The 16,111-nt window shown below is 47.9% G+C and carries 18 protein-coding genes; 12 read left to right on the forward strand and 6 right to left on the reverse strand.

What is annotated here, in order from left to right; genetic code table 11:
* The 4 genes from VIM87_RS08925 to VIM87_RS08940 form a co-directional block, all read left to right on the forward strand.
* A partial coding sequence (locus tag VIM87_RS08925; protein ID WP_331996647.1) for a Crp/Fnr family transcriptional regulator occupies positions 1–607 on the forward strand: 607 nt, incomplete at its 5' end.
* A 26-nt stretch (positions 608–633) separates the two neighbouring features.
* The gene (locus VIM87_RS08930; RefSeq protein ID WP_331996648.1) at positions 634–1,491 is read left to right on the forward strand and encodes an AraC family transcriptional regulator; all 858 of its coding nucleotides are present in this window, start codon (positions 634–636) and stop codon (positions 1,489–1,491) included.
* Positions 1,492–1,556: 65 nt separating this feature from the next.
* Positions 1,557–2,207 (forward strand): HD domain-containing protein, encoded by a 651-nt coding sequence (locus VIM87_RS08935; protein ID WP_331996649.1) that lies wholly within the window; start codon positions 1,557–1,559, stop codon positions 2,205–2,207.
* A 281-nt stretch (positions 2,208–2,488) separates the two neighbouring features.
* Positions 2,489–4,093: a glycoside hydrolase family 71/99-like protein gene (locus tag VIM87_RS08940; protein WP_331996650.1), complete on the forward strand. Its 1,605-nt coding sequence runs from the start codon at positions 2,489–2,491 to the stop codon at positions 4,091–4,093.
* 105 nt (positions 4,094–4,198) lie between these two features.
* Here VIM87_RS08940 and VIM87_RS08945 read toward each other — a convergent pair whose 3' ends face one another.
* From VIM87_RS08945 to VIM87_RS08970, 6 genes are all read right to left on the reverse strand, one after another.
* Positions 4,199–4,351, reverse strand: a complete 153-nt coding sequence (locus VIM87_RS08945; protein WP_331996651.1) for a hypothetical protein — start codon at positions 4,349–4,351, stop codon at positions 4,199–4,201.
* A gap of 58 nt (positions 4,352–4,409) precedes the next feature.
* The gene (locus tag VIM87_RS08950) at positions 4,410–4,823 is read right to left on the reverse strand and encodes a DUF4126 family protein (protein WP_331996652.1); all 414 of its coding nucleotides are present in this window, start codon (positions 4,821–4,823) and stop codon (positions 4,410–4,412) included.
* Between the two features lie 108 nt (positions 4,824–4,931).
* Positions 4,932–6,398 carry a glycoside hydrolase family 30 protein gene (locus VIM87_RS08955; protein ID WP_331996653.1) on the reverse strand — a complete coding sequence of 489 codons (1,467 nt, stop codon included), beginning with the start codon at positions 6,396–6,398 and terminating at the stop codon, positions 4,932–4,934.
* Between the two features lie 85 nt (positions 6,399–6,483).
* Positions 6,484–7,719, reverse strand: coding sequence for an RNA polymerase sigma factor (locus VIM87_RS08960; RefSeq protein WP_331996654.1), 1,236 nt, complete (start codon positions 7,717–7,719; stop codon positions 6,484–6,486).
* A gap of 138 nt (positions 7,720–7,857) precedes the next feature.
* Positions 7,858–8,193 carry a YciI family protein gene (locus VIM87_RS08965; RefSeq protein ID WP_331996655.1) on the reverse strand — a complete coding sequence of 112 codons (336 nt, stop codon included), beginning with the start codon at positions 8,191–8,193 and terminating at the stop codon, positions 7,858–7,860.
* A 40-nt stretch (positions 8,194–8,233) separates the two neighbouring features.
* Positions 8,234–8,707: a carboxymuconolactone decarboxylase family protein gene (locus VIM87_RS08970; protein WP_331996656.1), complete on the reverse strand. Its 474-nt coding sequence runs from the start codon at positions 8,705–8,707 to the stop codon at positions 8,234–8,236.
* Positions 8,708–8,882: 175 nt separating this feature from the next.
* On the opposite strand from VIM87_RS08970, the gene VIM87_RS08975 reads away from it, so the two are divergent.
* The 8 genes from VIM87_RS08975 to VIM87_RS09010 all read left to right on the forward strand — a co-directional run bounded on the left by VIM87_RS08975 (position 8,883) and on the right by VIM87_RS09010 (position 16,078).
* Positions 8,883–10,430 (forward strand): MFS transporter, encoded by a 1,548-nt coding sequence (locus VIM87_RS08975; protein ID WP_331996657.1) that lies wholly within the window; start codon positions 8,883–8,885, stop codon positions 10,428–10,430.
* An 82-nt stretch (positions 10,431–10,512) separates the two neighbouring features.
* A complete protein-coding gene (locus VIM87_RS08980; RefSeq protein ID WP_331996658.1) occupies positions 10,513–10,977 on the forward strand; it encodes a hypothetical protein in 465 nt (154 codons plus the stop codon).
* 106 nt (positions 10,978–11,083) lie between these two features.
* A complete protein-coding gene (locus VIM87_RS08985; RefSeq protein ID WP_331996659.1) occupies positions 11,084–11,428 on the forward strand; it encodes a hypothetical protein in 345 nt (114 codons plus the stop codon).
* Positions 11,429–11,437: 9 nt separating this feature from the next.
* Positions 11,438–12,289, forward strand: coding sequence for an archaemetzincin (locus tag VIM87_RS08990; RefSeq protein WP_331996660.1), 852 nt, complete (start codon positions 11,438–11,440; stop codon positions 12,287–12,289).
* 136 nt (positions 12,290–12,425) lie between these two features.
* On the forward strand, positions 12,426–13,496 hold the full coding sequence (locus VIM87_RS08995) for a hypothetical protein (protein ID WP_331996661.1): 1,071 nt from the start codon (positions 12,426–12,428) through the stop codon (positions 13,494–13,496).
* Positions 13,489–14,331, forward strand: coding sequence for a glycosyltransferase family protein (locus VIM87_RS09000; protein WP_331996662.1), 843 nt, complete (start codon positions 13,489–13,491; stop codon positions 14,329–14,331). The genes VIM87_RS08995 and VIM87_RS09000 overlap by 8 nt, the downstream gene beginning before the upstream one ends.
* A complete protein-coding gene (locus VIM87_RS09005) occupies positions 14,328–15,185 on the forward strand; it encodes a transketolase (protein WP_331996663.1) in 858 nt (285 codons plus the stop codon). The genes VIM87_RS09000 and VIM87_RS09005 overlap by 4 nt, the downstream gene beginning before the upstream one ends.
* Complete coding sequence (locus tag VIM87_RS09010; protein ID WP_331996664.1) at positions 15,185–16,078, forward strand: transketolase family protein; 894 nt, start codon at positions 15,185–15,187, stop codon at positions 16,076–16,078. The genes VIM87_RS09005 and VIM87_RS09010 overlap by 1 nt, the downstream gene beginning before the upstream one ends.
* Positions 16,079–16,111 lie beyond the last annotated feature (33 nt).

Genomic DNA, 16,111 nt, shown 5'->3' on the forward strand with positions numbered 1-16,111 from the left:
CCGCCGTAACTTTTCCCTTAAAAAGGGTGAAATGCTTTTTAAGGAAGGCGATAAGGTAACGGGCATTTATTTCGTATATGCAGGAAAGGTAAAGGTGCATAAACACTGGGGTAAGGATAAGGAGCTGATCGTACGGTTTGCCCAAAAGGGCGATATTGTAGGGCACCGCGGGGTAGGACAGGAGCTGGTATACCCTATATCCGCCACTGCGCTGGAACCGGTGACCATTTGTTATGTGGATATGGCCTTTTTCCAGGCCAGCCTGCAGGTGAACCATACCTTTTTATATGAGCTGATGCTGTTTTACGCCAGCGAGCTGCAGGAATCTGAAAGGCACATGCGCAACCTGGCGCATATGTCGGTAAAAGGGCGTGTGGCCAATGCCTTATTATTACTGCACGGCAAGTTTGGCTTTAATACCGATGGTGTATTGAATATGAAGATCAGCCGGAACGACCTGGCCGCCTATACCGGCGCTACCTATGAAACGGTGTTCCGCACCCTGAGTGAGCTGGTGCAGGACCGCATTATCAGCATTACCGATAAAGAGATTGCCATCATCAGCATAGAGAAATTACTGCGCCTGGCCAAAGAGGATGAGCTATGATGTAACTTTGCGGTATAAATCTTAACATGAAGATCCAGGAGTTAGCAGCTGCCAGGCATATGCAGGACCTGGCTTTTGATATTCGGGAACTGCACCCCCAAATTTTTATGCTTGATAACAGCTACCGCAATCCTTACCACATGATGGTATGGGTAACCGGTGGTGAAGGCACTATGAATATTGACGGTACCGTTTATACCATTGCTCCGGGGCAGCTGCTGCTAATGGCTGCCGGGCAAATGTACCAGGTGCTGAACAACCATCTTCTTCAGGGTTATGTATTAAGCTTCAGCGATGCCTTTTGGGAAAGAACACCTGCCAGCGCGCGTAACTGCAAAGCCACTTTGTTTAATAACGCCCGGCTGCAGCAGCTGCTGGTACTGGATGATGATGCCGGCGCCTCCCTCACTAAACTGATGCAGCACCTGCTGGAAGAATACCAGGCCGGTAATTACTCCAACAAGCCGGATGTGCTGGCAGCTTTTTTAAAGATCATTATTATTAAGGCAGCCAACCTCAGGTCACTGTTAACCCTCAGCACCCATAACCATGATTACCGGCTGTACCAGCGTTTTCTGGAGCTGGTGAACCAGGAATATCACCGGCAGCATAACGTTGCCGCCTATGCGAAAAAGCTGGGCCTTAGCACACGCAAGCTTACGGAGGTATGCAAACAGTATGGCGGTGAAGGCGCCAAAGAGCTCATCAACCACCGGCTGATAGTGGAAGCCCAGCGCCTGCTGCAATTCTCCGAACAGCCTATTAAGGAAATATCCTTTTCCCTGAACTTTGCTACCCCTTACCAGTTCAGTAACTTCTTTAAGAAAAATACCAGCCAGTCGCCCGCTGCCTATAAAAAGCAGTTTGCAGAAATTGGTATCTGATACGTTGTTTTTGATATTTACCTGCGGGCAGAACGGGCATAATTTTGAATGCAAAAATTAATGTTATGTCAGTTTTGAAACACAGGTCTGTAGCGGGTATCACACTGCCCGACAGCACCATCGCGCAGCAAGCCACGGAATTGTTACTGGACCATGGTACAGAGTTTATTTACAACCATTCTTTGCGGGTATTCTTATTTTCCTCCCTCAACGGGCAGCGCCGCGGAATAAAATACGATACGGAGCTGCTATATGTAAGCGCCGTATTTCACGACCTGGGCCTGGTGCCGCATTACAGCAGCCCTGATAAACGTTTTGAAGTAGATGGGGCTAATGCGGCCCGCGATTTCCTGAAAGGCCATGGCCTGCCGCCGGCTTCCCTGCAGCTGGTATGGGATAGCATTGCCTTACATACCACCATTGGTATTGCAGAACATAAGGAGCCGGAGGTGGCCTTGCTGAATGCCGGTGTGGGCCTGGATGTAGTGGGAAAAGGGTATGAACATTTATCTGCTGAGGACCGGGAAGCTATTGTGAGCGCTTTCCCGCGGGATAATTTTAAGCAAAAGATCATTCCCACTTTTTTCAGCGGGTTTGCGCATAAAACAGATACCACTTACGGCAATATTAAGGCCGATGTATGCGCTTTCATGATCCCCGGTTTTAAGCGTAAGAATTTTTGCGATGAGATCCTGCATTCACCCTGGAGCGAGTAAGTATAGAGCGGCTGCTCCCCGGGGATGGGAGCAGCCGCCTGTTTAAAATGCTGTTAACCCCGTTATATTTTTCCCATACCTCCCATTTCCCAACCCCTTGATTGCCAGCTGTTCGTTTACAAGCTGATCTCCGTTACTATTATATTTTGCAGATATTATTATGCAGGCATGCGGCATCTGCCTATTTTCCATCCCTGAAAACCTATTCATACATATCTGAAAACCTGTTCACTTATTCAAGGGCGGCAGCGCCTTATTCCACTAACTAAATATCTTTTTACATGAGAACCCTTATCTGTTTCTGCTGTTGTGCACTACTGCTGTTCGGGTGTAATAAATCCCTGCAGCAAAATGATCTTTTACAAGGCCGCAGTGCGCTCGCCGGCGTATCTGCCAGCGCAGTGGCTATTCCTAAAAGCACCGCTAAAAAAATATTCATTCACTGGATGCCCTGGTTTGAAACACCTGCCTCCCGTGGCGCCTGGGGCTATCACTGGAAAATGAATACCCGCAACCCCGATGTGATCGTGAACGGGAAAAGGCAAATTGCAGCTTATTATTATCCCAAAACAGGACCTTATGCTTCCGGCGATCCGGATATTATTGAATACCAGCTGCTTTTAATGAAGTATGCCGGTGCAGATGGCGTGTTTATTGACTGGCCGGGAACCCGCCAGCGGTACGACTATCCGGATAACCTTGCCAACTCCAATGCCCTGATCAATAAGCTGGGCGCCGTAGGGCTGCAATTTGGCATTGTGCATGAGGACCGTAACTGGGACCCTGGCATGGCCGCTGATGCGCATGGCGATTTTACCTACATGCAAAGCAATTATTTTAACCAAAGTAATTATCTGAAAACCAATAATGCGCCGGTGGTGCTGAACTTTGGGCCTATAACCTTTCACCAGCCTGCGGAATGGGATGTGATCCTGAACGGATTAAATCCACGCCCGAAAGTGATCCCCTTATATGGTTTTACCAATCAGGTAGGCAGTAATAATGCTGGTGGCGAGTTTCCCTGGATCTACCAGGATCATCCCACGGTGGTAAATAATTACTATGCGCAGGCCGGCAGCTTTCCCTTGTCCATTGGCGTAGTATATCCGGGTTTCAATTCCTTTTACGCAGCCGGTGGCGCGGATGGCCCTACCTGGCAAATACCGTTTAACGGAACCGGCACCTTCTCTGCCATGTTGGATAAGGCTTTAAGCTCCAGCGTGAACATTATTCAATTTGCTACCTGGAATGATTACGGGGAAGGTACTATCATAGAACCTACGGACGAATATGGCTATTCTTTCCTTACCATTATGCAGCAAAAGCTGGGCATACCCTATGGACAGCATGAGCTGGAGCTGGTAAGCCGCCTGTATAATGCGCGCAAGCAATACGCAGGCAATGGCAGCATACAGCAGCAGCTGAACCAGGTGTTTACCTACCTGGCCAATTTACAGGTAAGCCAGGCAGAGAACCTGTTGAATACCCTGGGGGGCAGCAATCCCCCGCCAACCGGTGTGCTTATCAAAAACAAATGGCTAGGTACCTATTTGTATGAAGACAACGGCCAGGTGAAATACAGCGCCGGCAATAGCGGCAACCAGTACCGGTGGGTGCAGGAAACGGTGAACGGGCATACCCGGTTTAAGAACCTGGCTACCAATCACTATTTAAATATTGAGCACCTGTACCCCTATGCCGAAAGTACGGATGTGCCTAATACATACTATAGCAGCTACTGGAAGCTGGAAACTTATAACGGTAATGTACGGTTGAAGAATGAATGGCAGAATACTTACCTGAACGTGGAAAACCAGGGCGGGTTTGCACAATGTACGGCGGTGCCGGATTTTTTTGAGAGCAGCCAGTGGATATTACAGAACTGATAACCCCTGCATAATAGGTTTTATAAAGAAGAAAAGGCTGGAAGTGATTCCGGCCTTTTCCTTTGTATCCTTTGCCAAACGGGCTGTTGGGCGTTGATAGTACAATCAGCTGCCACGGGTGCCGCCGGTGCGCATTGGTTTTTTAGTATTACCGGCTGCTTTATTCGGTTTCATAAAATTGGTAGCCCCGGGAATGGCGTTGGGCGTTTGCTTTTTGTCCTTTTTTCCCTTTTTGTTGTTGTTATTCAGTAGTGACATAAGCTGTAGATTATTTTGCCTAAGATAAGTATAATCGTAAGATAAATGTAATACGATCTTATTTCGCCAGCAATTTTTTCCCGGCAGCTATCATCAGCACATCTTCCAAAAGCCCTGCCAATGGGTCGGGCAGGCCGGTTCTTTTTACTAATTGTTTGCGGGCATAAAAGGTAAGATAGGTTAGCGCCAGTGCCCCGGCAGCGCCTAGCAGGCCGCCCAGCCAGGGATCTTTATGCCTGCGGCGGCTGAGCGCAGCACCGGTGATAGCGCCCGAAATACCACGGCCTATGAGGCCGGGCATAGCAATGCGGTCGCCCACACCCGGTACTTTATCTCCACACATTTCCATAACAGCCATAACGGTTAGCAGCTTATTATCCGGGTTGGCTAAAGCCGGCGCCAGCATGGATCTTGAGCCGGCAACGGCGCTGGCGCCGGCTATTTTTGCGTATTCTCTGGGGGAATTTTTCATGGTGATTGTGTTTATGGAGGTATGTGCGGAAAAATCGTACCGGGTTTAAAATACAAGGGCCCGCACGTACTAACGCGCGAGCCCGTTATAATTATAGCAAATCATGCCTTACAACACCAGCGTCATAATCGAATGCGGCAAACTCTCCGTACCGGCTGCTTTCCCTTTGATCCACAGCTGGAAAGGGATCTTTTGAGCAGAGGTGTTCATTACTACTACCACTATGCTGCCATCCGTATTCTGAAATGCGGTTGTTTGCAGCAGCCAGCGGCTGGCAGCGGCGCCAATACGTTTAGCGCCGGGGCGTATGAATTTAGAGAAGTGCCCGATGTACCAGTAAGCATTGGTATAAATGAGCTTGCCATTCTGCGTATCTGCATGTACGGGTGCAAAGCAAAAATTGCCTACATGGTTAGGACCGCCATGCTCATCCAGCAGCAGGTTCCAGTCAATCCAGGCTACGGTGCCATTGTTAAAATCATTGATCATGGAATGGCCGTAACGTTCGCCCAGGCTCCAGTTGTTCACACTATCCATGCTGAATTTTTCTTTGCAGCCTTCCGTGAATACCAGGTGCTTATCGGGGAAGGCCTGGTTCACCAGCCGCAGGTTATCAAACTGCATATCGCCGCCGGTCCAGGTTTCATACCAGTGAAAACCTATGCCCCATACGTATTTGGCAGCTGCTGCATCTTCCAGGATAGTGGTGGCGCGCTGGAAAATAAGATCGCGGTTATGATCCCAGGCGATCAGCTTTTTGCTTTCCAATCCATTCTTTTGCAGCGTAGGGCCCAGGAAGCTTTTAATATAATCCCTTTCTTCTTCTGCAGTGAAAATGCAGGACTCCCATTTTTGTTTGGCCATGGGCTCATTTTGCACGGTAAGGCCCCATACCGGGATACCTTTTTCTTCAAAGGCTTTAATGAACTTCACTACATAGTTGGCCCAGTTTTGCCGGTGAGCGGGCAGCAGCTTACCGCCACCCAGCATGCTGTTATTATCTTTCATAAAGGCCGGCGGGCTCCAGGGGCTCACCAGCAAGGGCAGCTTGCCGCCTGCTGCAGTAATGGCCTTTTTAATAAGCGGTATCTTAAACTGCTCATCATGCGCCAGGCTAAAGGTGCTCAGGGTGCTGTCGCCTTCCTTGATATAAGTGTAGGAATCGCTGGAAAAGTCGCAGCTGTGAATGTTGGTCCTGCCAATGGTGTAACCAATACCCTTGGCAGTATCGTAATACGCAGCCAGCAGGGAGTCCTGTTCCGGTTTGGGCAGTTTGGCAAAGGTTTCTGCCGCTGCATCTGTAAGCGCGCCGCCAATGCCTTCAAATTGCTGGAAGGTGGTTTGCGGATCTACAAAAATGCAGGGCTGTGTTTCAAGCGGTTGAGGCAGATCCTCAAAACTTAGTGTGCCCGTGGCCGTAATGCGGTAATTGGTACTGTCTGCGGTAGTATATACCGTTACTTTGCGGCCGCTAAGGTTGAGAGCTGTTTGGTTTTCCTGTTGTTGCGGTGTGCCCGCAGGCTGTTGACAGGCGCCCAGAACAGCCGCTGTGATGATGATGACGTAGCGTTTCATTGTGTAATGGATAAATGTTTAAAAACCCCGTGGTGCAGGTTTGTTGTGCACTAAGATAAGCGCTTTATCCGGATATGTACATGGGTTAGCGGAGGGCCTCTATTTTTTCCCGGATGCCTTGTTTTTCCGTTTGTGTTTTGGCTAAGGTATATGCCGTTTGAAGATGGGCGATGGCTTTTGCAGGATCCGTATGCTTATACAGCTCGCCCAGCAGCAGAAAATAAAAGTGGTTATTATCCAGCCGTAGCTTTTCCGCTTCTGCAATAGCTGCTGCTGCGCCATTGGCCTTGTACAGGGCAAAGGTGCGGTTCAGGGCTACGCTGGGGGAGTAGTTGATGGTTAGCAGCTGGTTGTACAATTGCAGGATGTTCTCCCATTTCTCAGGGGTATCTTCTTTGGTGCAATGCCAGTACGCAATGCTGGCTTCCAGGTGGTAAGAGCTGAGCTCATTTCCCTGTGCAGCCACGTGTAAAAAATGCATGCCCTGGTTAATGAGGGCCGTATCCCACAGGGCTTCGTTCTGCTGTTCGTAGAGTATAACAGTATCGTCATTTGTTTCACGGGCTTCAAAACGGGAGGCATGAAAACACATGAGCGCCAGCAGCGCATTGGTTTGCGGCAGATTGGTACGCTCGTAAGCGGTGAGCATAACGCCCAGGCGCAGGGCTTCAAAACAAAGGTCTTTCTGCAAGGTCTGGTTGCTGGTTTTAGAATAGTATCCTTCGCTGAAAAGCAGGTAAATAATATGCAGCACATTATCCAGCCGTTGTACAATTTCATTTTCCGGCGGCAGTTCCATCTTTATATTTTCTGCGCGCAGCTTTTCTTTGGCGCGGAATAAACGTTTGTTAATGGTTTCTTTGTTTGACAGGAATGCTTCTGCAATTTCATCTATCCCAAAACCGCAAAGGATGCGTAAGGCCAGTCCTATCTGGGCTTCGCTGGCAATGGCCGGCGTACAGATGGCAAACAGCATTTGCAGCTGGCTGTCCTGTATGTTCTGCTGCGAAAAGTCCAGTGCATCCATTTCCTGTGTAGTTTCCTGTACGGCACTGAGCGCCGGCATTACCTTTTCTTCAAATATTTTATTGCGCCTGAAATGGTACAGCGTTTTTTGTTTGGCTACGGCATACAGCCATGCAGTGGGGTTGGGAGGTATGCCTTTATCACCCCAGGTTTCTGTGGCCTGCAAAAAAGTTTCGCTTACAATGTCTTCCGCTATTTCAATATGCTGCAGGCCAAACAGCTTGCTGATAACAGCTACCATTTTGGAAAATTCCTGCTGGAATAAATGTTTTAACGGCGTGTGTTCTTTTTCCATAAAGCATGGGCTAAAAGAATGTAAAATCATAAATGTAAAATTTAAAATGTAAAATAAAATGCAGCAAAGATTAACCAATAGGGGTACCGCTGCATTTTACTTTTACATTCATCATTTAAGATTTTACATTCTTATAAATTAAACGATCTCCCTTATTTCCACGCTGCCATTGTAATCCAGCGCAGGACAGCCATGCGCCAGGGTAGTGGCTTCGTCCAGGTTATCGGCTTTTACGATCATGAAGCTGCCTAAACGTTCCCTGATCTCCACAAAAGGACCGTCGGTAATTACACCGCCTGCTTTCAGCACTTTGCCTTCTGAAGAAAGGCGCTGGCCCGTGGCCTTTAACTTTCCCTGTGCGGCAACACCGCCTACCCAGTCCTGCCATTTTTTGGAAAGGGTTTGCATTTCATTGGGCGATAGATTGCTATAGTCATAGCTGGGCTGGCGGAAAATTAACATGAAATCTTTCATTGGTTTATTTTTTACAGGTGATTGAATATACAATTAAATACTATTTCGCAGCTACTGCATGCTGGCCGGGCTCATAAGATCCTGCAGCGGTGCGGAAGGCTACATTAATACGGTTATAGCTGTTGATGGCTATTACGGCCAGGGTAAGGTCAATCAGCTCTTCTTCAGAAAATTCGGAATGAGCCTGTTCATACACTTCATCCGGCACATGCCCTTCGTGAAGGCTGGTAACGGATTCAGCCCAGGCCAGGGCTGCGCGTTCGCGTTGGGTGTAAACCGGCGATTCGCGCCAGGCATCCAGCATGTATAAACGCTGTTCGGTTTCACCGGCTGCGCGCAGGTCTTTGGAGTGCATATCCAGGCAATAGGCGCAGCCATTCACCTGCGATACCCTGAAGTAAATTAAATTCCGCAGCCGCTCTTCTATGGAGGATTTTGCCAGGTACATGCCTATGCCGTATAAAGATTTCATAGCTGCCTGTCCTTTTACAAATGCATTGATACGTTGTTCCATTTTGTATTGATTTAAAGGTTATTGATCGTGTTTATACCTGAATAATGACCGGGAAAAGGCGAATTGGACATCAACAGGAAAATATTTTTTAAATACCCCCGCATCTATGTTAGCAAGAGAAGTTGTTTTATATCATAAGCACGTTAACTTTATAGATACCCGCTAAAAACCTCCCATGGAAACAGTATCTCTGTCCAGCCCGGCCGGCAAATGGATCATGGTGTCAACCATCATGGCTTCTGCAATGGCTTTTATTGATGCTACGGCGTTAAACGTGGTATTGCCTTCCATTCAAAAAAGTTTGGATGCCAGCGGTACAGACCTGTTCTGGATCCTGAACGCTTATCTTTTAATGCTCTCTGCCTTAATGCTGATCGGCGGCTCTTTGGGCGATAAGCTGGGGCGTAAGAAGATCTTTATGGCCGGCATTTTTATTTTCATTGCCGGTTCAGCTGCCTGCGGCGTTGCCGGGGATGTAACGCTGTTAATTATTTTCAGGATGTTACAGGGCATTGGCGGTGCGCTGATGATACCGGGTAGTCTTGCGCTCATATCTTCCTCCATTCATGAAAAGGAGCGGGGCAAGGCCATTGGTACCTGGTCGGCCTTTACAACGGTGGTGACCCTGGGTGGGCCGGTGCTGGGGGGCGCTTTGGCAGATGCCGGCTACTGGCGTTATATCTTTTTTATTAATGTGCCTATTGGTATTGCAGCGCTGATCATTCTCTGGAAGCTGGTAAAAGAGAACCGGGATGAGGATGCAGATCACACGCTGGACTATGCGGGCGCCGTGGCTATTATGCTGGGGCTGGCCTTGTTCACTTTTGGTTTTCTGCGGATGCCCGCGCTGGGCTGGCTGCACTGGCAGGTATATTTATCGCTGGGCGTGGGGCTGTTATTGCTGGTGGTATTTATTGTGATTGAGCAAAAAAGCAAACACCCTATGATGCCCCTAAGCCTGTTTGCCAACCTCACGTTTTCAGGCGCTAACCTGCTTACTTTTTTCCTGTATGCGGGTTTGGGCGCGGGTATGCTGTTCCTTTCCCTGAATTTGGTACAGGTGCAGGGCTACGACCAGCTGCAATCCGGGTTAACCTTTTTGCCCTTTACTATTTTAATGGTATTTGTAGCCCGCTTTGCCGGCAGCCTGGCTGATAAATATGGCCCCCGTTTACTGCTTACCATCGGGCCGGCCCTGGCAGGACTGGGCCTGCTGTTGTTGTCTTTTGTGAAACAAACAGCCGGGCCATCTGCTTATTTTACTACGTTCTTTCCCGGCATCCTTATTTTAGGTTTGGGCATGTCATTTACCGTGGCGCCCCTTACGGCTACGGTAATGGGTGCGGTGAGCCCTCATTTTTCCGGCACTGCTTCAGGTGTAAATAATGCACTGTCGCGCATTTCCGGCGTTTTTGCCAATGCTATTTTCGGTGCGCTGGCCGTAGTGCTTTTTTCGGGTGCTTTACAAAAGCAGCTTATACCCGTGCGGCTGAGCGATCCCTCAAAACAAGCGGTGATGCAGCAAGCCATGGAGCTGGGCAATGCAAAGGCGCCGGCCTCGCTGAAGGGCAGTGACAAGGAAAAGGTGCAGGCATTTTACCATGAGAGCTTTATAGCGGCTTACGGCAAAATTATGCGTATAGCGGCTTTGCTGGGTTTTGCCGGGGCTGCGGTAGGTTTTGCGCTTATCAGGAATAGTGTGGTAAAGAAAACGGAGCAATAGTTTAACAATAATTTTACTGTTCTTTCTTGTAACGCTCGTATGGCCAAGGTAATTTTCCGGCTTAAAAATAAAGCAGCAGTATATGAAGTATCTTTTTTTGTTTGCCGGACTTGTTCTTTCGCTTTCAGTATGGGCGCAGGATACCGCATTAACCGTGTACACCGGAAAGTACACTTTCCCGGCAGGCAGCAGCATAACAGAATCCCTGGTGGAGGTGAAAGATGGTAAGCTGTTTGTGAGCTCCAGCTTAGGTTCTGCTACCCTTACCCGTCAGCAGGCCGATACATTTACGGTGGATGAATATGGCGGGCAGATCGCCTTTTTACGCAGCAATGAAAAAGTAACCGGTATTAAGGTAAACATCCCGGCTGCTAATCTTGACCTGGAAGGCGTAAAGGCCGACAGCACCGGCGCTGCTGATAAAGTGGCTGCAGCCAGCGTGCCTGTACCGGTTGCCGATACAGTAGGCTCATACAGCATCACCTGGGCCTGGTCAGAGCTGCCGCTGAATAAAGATATCCTTCTCCCGGAGGAACAACGCCATTGAAGGTTATTATTTTACTCCACTCATCTATAACACCGGCTAAATTATTTTTTTATGTACTATCATTTCCAGAAATAAGTGGTAGATTAGTATGTAAAAATTTGTTTATATGAAAAGCAGGGTAGCCAGGAAGTTCGTGGAATATGTGTGTAACAACTACATTGGTAATTTTTTAGGGTTTGCCATCGGGATGGCGTCTACCCGGCTGGTATCGCACTTCTTCACTACCCGCAGCATCCGGAATTTATGGGGACTTACAGCTCATAAAACCGTAGTGGATAAACATACCTACAGCACTATGGAATGGGTGATCTCTATTGTGATCGGCTTCCTGGTATTTGAAATTGTTTCCAAATGGCTTGGAAGAAAGATGAACGAAATATTCCCGAAGTATAAATTAACGCGCTGGATGGTAGAGGGGGAGGAAGAGAAGAAAAAAGAAGCAGTGGGTTGATTGTTTACTATGAGAGTAATACTTTTTGCAATAACACTCATCTTCCTTTCCTGTAATACAAAAGAGGGGTACTTCAAAGCTATTGCAGCAAACGATGTTCCGCTAAACCCTCCACAAAAAGGTGAATGGCTTTATCATCATAAAGAAAAGGGGCAAACCTTTGAAGAATATAAAAAGGCAAAGCCGGTGCGGCCTTCTGCCAGCTGCCATATTATTTACTTAAAGCCTATCGGAAATTTTACACCGCTTCAGCTAAGCATGCTGCATTTAATGCAGCAGTATGTGGCCATCTTTTTTCAACAGCAAACAGTATTGTTACCCGCGGTGGCCGACAGCATAATTCCTACCCGGTTAAAAGGTGATGATAACATGCAGCTGCTGGCCCCTTATGTTTTAGACAGCCTGCTTAAAGGCAAAGCACCCAACAACAGTATTGCATTAATGGCCATTACGGCAAAAGACCTGTATCCGAAAGATGACTGGAACTATGTTTTTGGCATTGCTTCATATGTGGATAGGGTAGGCGTAAGCTCCATCTACAGGTTAGAGAGCGCACACCTGGATACTGCCAACTTTACACTGTGCCTGCAAAGGCTTATCAACATTGCTACGCATGAGATCGGGCATATGCTATCCATGCATCACTGCACCTTTGCACGATGTGTTATGAATGGCAGCAACACCCTATCTGAAACCGATGCATGCCCCAACCGCCTGTGTTCTGAATGCCAGCAGAAATTGTGCTGGAATTTTAAATATGATAATAAGAAAAGGTTAGCGCAGCTTTGTGAATTTTTCAGCGCAAATAACCTGCAAAGAGACCTCCGTGTTTTACAGTTTGACCTGGCCGCCATTGAATAGATATATGGTTGATATAAAGTTTAATTCCCCCCTTTTAAGCATTCCTGCCAATATTAACTTATTGTGATCTTCCCTTCCGCCCGTTATACAGATTAACGAAAATTCCTACGTTTGAGCCGTTGTTTAAAATGGAGCAATGTACGACCTGCCGTTTACCTATAACGGTCAGGGTGAAAGAACCTATAATATGTCAAGAAGGAAGATCCTGTTCCTGATTGGTTCGTTGAACCAGACCACACAAATGCACCAGATAGCCGACGCGCTTCCGGAATACGATTGTTTCTTCAGCCAGATCTATAGTGATGATGCGATGATCAAATGGCTTGTAAAAAGAGGATGGCTGAATCATACCATCTTTGGCGGCGTTTTTAAAAAGCAATCCGATAAGTATATAGCCGAACATGGTTTACGGAATGATTATGCCTGCGGCATCTATCATAATAAATACGACCTGGCAGTATGCTGCACAGACCTGGTGATACCCAAAGGCCTGCGGAAAATAAAAACAGTATTTGTACAGGAAGGTATGACAGACCCGGTTACCTCCTGGGGTAAAATAGTACGCGCGTTGAAGCTGCCGCCGGTACTGGCCATGAACACGGCTTTCAATGGCAGCAATAACATCTGTGATATTTATTGCGCTGCTTCCGAAGGGTACAAACAGCAGTTTATAAAATACGGAACAGATGCTGAAAGGATCTTTGTTACCGGTATCCCTAACTACGATAATGTAGCCGTGCATAATAACAATGATTTCCCTTACCATGATTATGTGATGGTAGCTACATCAGATATACGCGAGCTGGGTGGCCGTGACGACAGAGCAGCCTTCATTAAGCAGTGTGTGCAAACCGCAGCCGGGCGGCAGCTTATTTTTAAGCTGCACCCTAATGAGAACCGGGAAAGGGCTACTGCAGAAATAAAGCAATATGCACCACAAGCATTGGTATATACAGATGGGAATGCGGGGCCTATGGTTGCCAATTGCGAAGAGCTGATAACACAATATTCAACGCTGGTATATATGGGCATTGCCCTTGGGAAAAAGGTGCATTCCTATTTTGATGTAGCAGCATTGAAGCGGCTAACACCCCTGCAGAACGGCGGCGCATCCGCACATAACATAGCAGCCATTTGCCGCGGTTATATAGAGCACAAAGGCAGCAGAGCCGATTTTTTGCAACAACCGGAATTGCAATATGCATAATACCCACCATAACCTGAACATTGTAACAGTAGTACAAACCCGCATGGGATCCAGCCGCCTGCCCGGTAAGGCGCTGATGCCGCTTATGGGCAAACCCCTGTTTGTGCAGCAGGTGCAGCGCATGCGTGCAGCTGCATTGGCCGGAAAGATCGTAGTGGCTACTACTACCGATGTTACAGATGATATTATTGAAATAACCTGCATCAGCGAAGATATTCCCTGTTACCGCGGGCATGCCACAGATCTGCTGGACAGGCATTACCAGGCAGCGCTGCAATACCAGGCAGATGTAGTGATCAAGATCCCCAGTGATTGCCCGCTTATAGACCCTGCAGTCATTGACCGGGTAATAAACTATTACCTACAGCACAAACAGCGGTATGATTATGTAAGCAACCTGCACCCCGCCACCTATCCGGATGGGAATGATGTGGAGATCATGCCTTTTGCTGTGCTGGAAAATGCCTGGAAACAGGCGCAGCGGCCCCTGGAAAGGGAGCATACCACCCCTTATATATGGGAGCATCCTGAAAAGTTCCGCATTGGGAATGTAGTGATGGAAGGGGAGGTGGATCATTCCATGAACCACCGGTTCACCATTGATTATGCTGAAGACTATCAATTTATAAAAGCAGTGTACGAAGCTTTGTACGAAGGCAATCCTTTTTTCTCTGTATCAGATATTCTTGCACTGCTGGAAGAGCGTAAAGATATTTTTTTAATTAACCAGCAATGGGCCGGCGTAAACTGGTACCGTCATCACCTGGATGAGTTGAAAACCATTACACCGGATCAAACAAAGATCCCGGAAGCTGAACCTGAAACTGAAGTATGACAAAAAATAAACTGGCGGAGCTCATGGCCCGCTCACTGAAAGTAAGGGAGCACATTATACGCATGACAGCAGGCGGCGGCTGTTTTATAGGCGCTTCATTGTCCTGCGTAGAGCTGATGGTGTACCTGTATTCAGAGCTGCTGAATATTGATGCAGATGATCTGCAAAACCCTGCGCGCGATTATCTGTTCCTTTCCAAAGGGCATGATGTACCTGCCTTATACGGCACGCTGGCTGAGCTGGGCTTTATTGAAACAGCACGGCTGCAGCAGCACCTGCTAACGGCCGACAGCGTTTACTGGCACCCTAACCGGAACATTCCCGGCGTGGAATTTCATTCCGGCTCACTGGGACATTTACCTGCAGTAGCTGCCGGCGTTGCGCTGGATTGTAAGCTCAAAGATCAGCCTAACCAGGTAATGGTGATCACCGGCGACGGCGAGCTGAATGAAGGTTCTGTTTGGGAAAGCCTGCTGGTAGCCAATGCCTACCAGTTAAACAACCTCACCATTATTGTAGACCGTAACCAGTTCCAGGCCAACATCAGAACAGAGGAATTAATTCCGCTGGAACCCCTGGCCGATAAGTTTGCAGCATTTGGCTGCGCGGTAAGAACAGTGGACGGGCATGACCTGAGCCAGCTGGAAGCAACGTTCAAAACATTACCCTTTAGCGATAACAAGGTGAATGTTATTATAGCCAATACGGTGCGCGGCAAAGGATTACCCAGCATTGAAGCCCGTGCTGACCGCTGGTTCTGCGCATTTAATGATAATGAAATACTGCAGCTGCTGGAAGAGCTGCATGGTAATAAGGAAGCATTTATTGAATCGGAAAGCTTAACGGTACGCTAATGAACTACGAAGAATTACTGGTGCAAACAGCCAGCGCAGACGAACGTTTTGTTGTAATGACCGCTGAGAACAGGGCGCTGGTGCGCAGCGCGCCTAAGCATTTAGGAAAACGTTTTATTGACACCGGTATTACTGAACAAACCATGATAGGTATGGCAGCTGGTTTGGCCCTGCGCGGCCGCATACCCGTAGTGCATGCACTGGCGCCGTTCCTGACCATGCGCGCCTATGAATTTATAAGAACAGATGTGGGCATTGCCCATTTACCGGTTAAGCTTAGCGGCTATATTCCCGGCTTTTTATCAGACGGTAACGGCCCTACCCACCAGGCCATTGAAGATGTAGCCATTATGCGCGGCATACCCGGCATGGAAGTATTTTGCCCGGCCGATGAAGATGACCTGGTACGCATGCTGCCGGCCATCTGGGAATCAGATGCGCCTTCTTATGTACGCATCAATCATAAACAGGGCAATTATAAGCATGCTGATTTTGAAAAAGGAAAGGCAGAGGTTATCAGTGAAGGAACCGATGTAAGCCTGCTCACCTATGGTTTTTTGTTTAACCAGGTACTGGAAGCAAAACAGCTGCTGGAAAAAGAAGGTCTGAGCGTAGGGCTTGTGAACATGCGTTCCTTAAAGCCGGTGGATGAAGCCTGTATTATCCGTTGTGCCACTAACAGCAAGCTGCTGGTAACTATAGAAGATCATTTGCAAACCGGTGGCCTGTATTCCATAGTAGCGGAAACACTGGTGAACCAGCCGCATAAGGCTGCCATCTTCCCCATGGCGCTGAAAGAACGCTGGTTTAAGCCCGGTTTATTAAACGAAGTGCTGGCCTTTGAAGGCTTTACACCCGGCGCTATAGCAGCTACCATTTTAAAGCAACTGTAAAACACAATACAATGCCAAACACCATAGCATTTA

It is taken from the genome of Chitinophaga sp., assembly GCF_036569125.1.
Taxonomy (GTDB): Bacteria; Bacteroidota; Bacteroidia; order Chitinophagales; family Chitinophagaceae; genus Chitinophaga.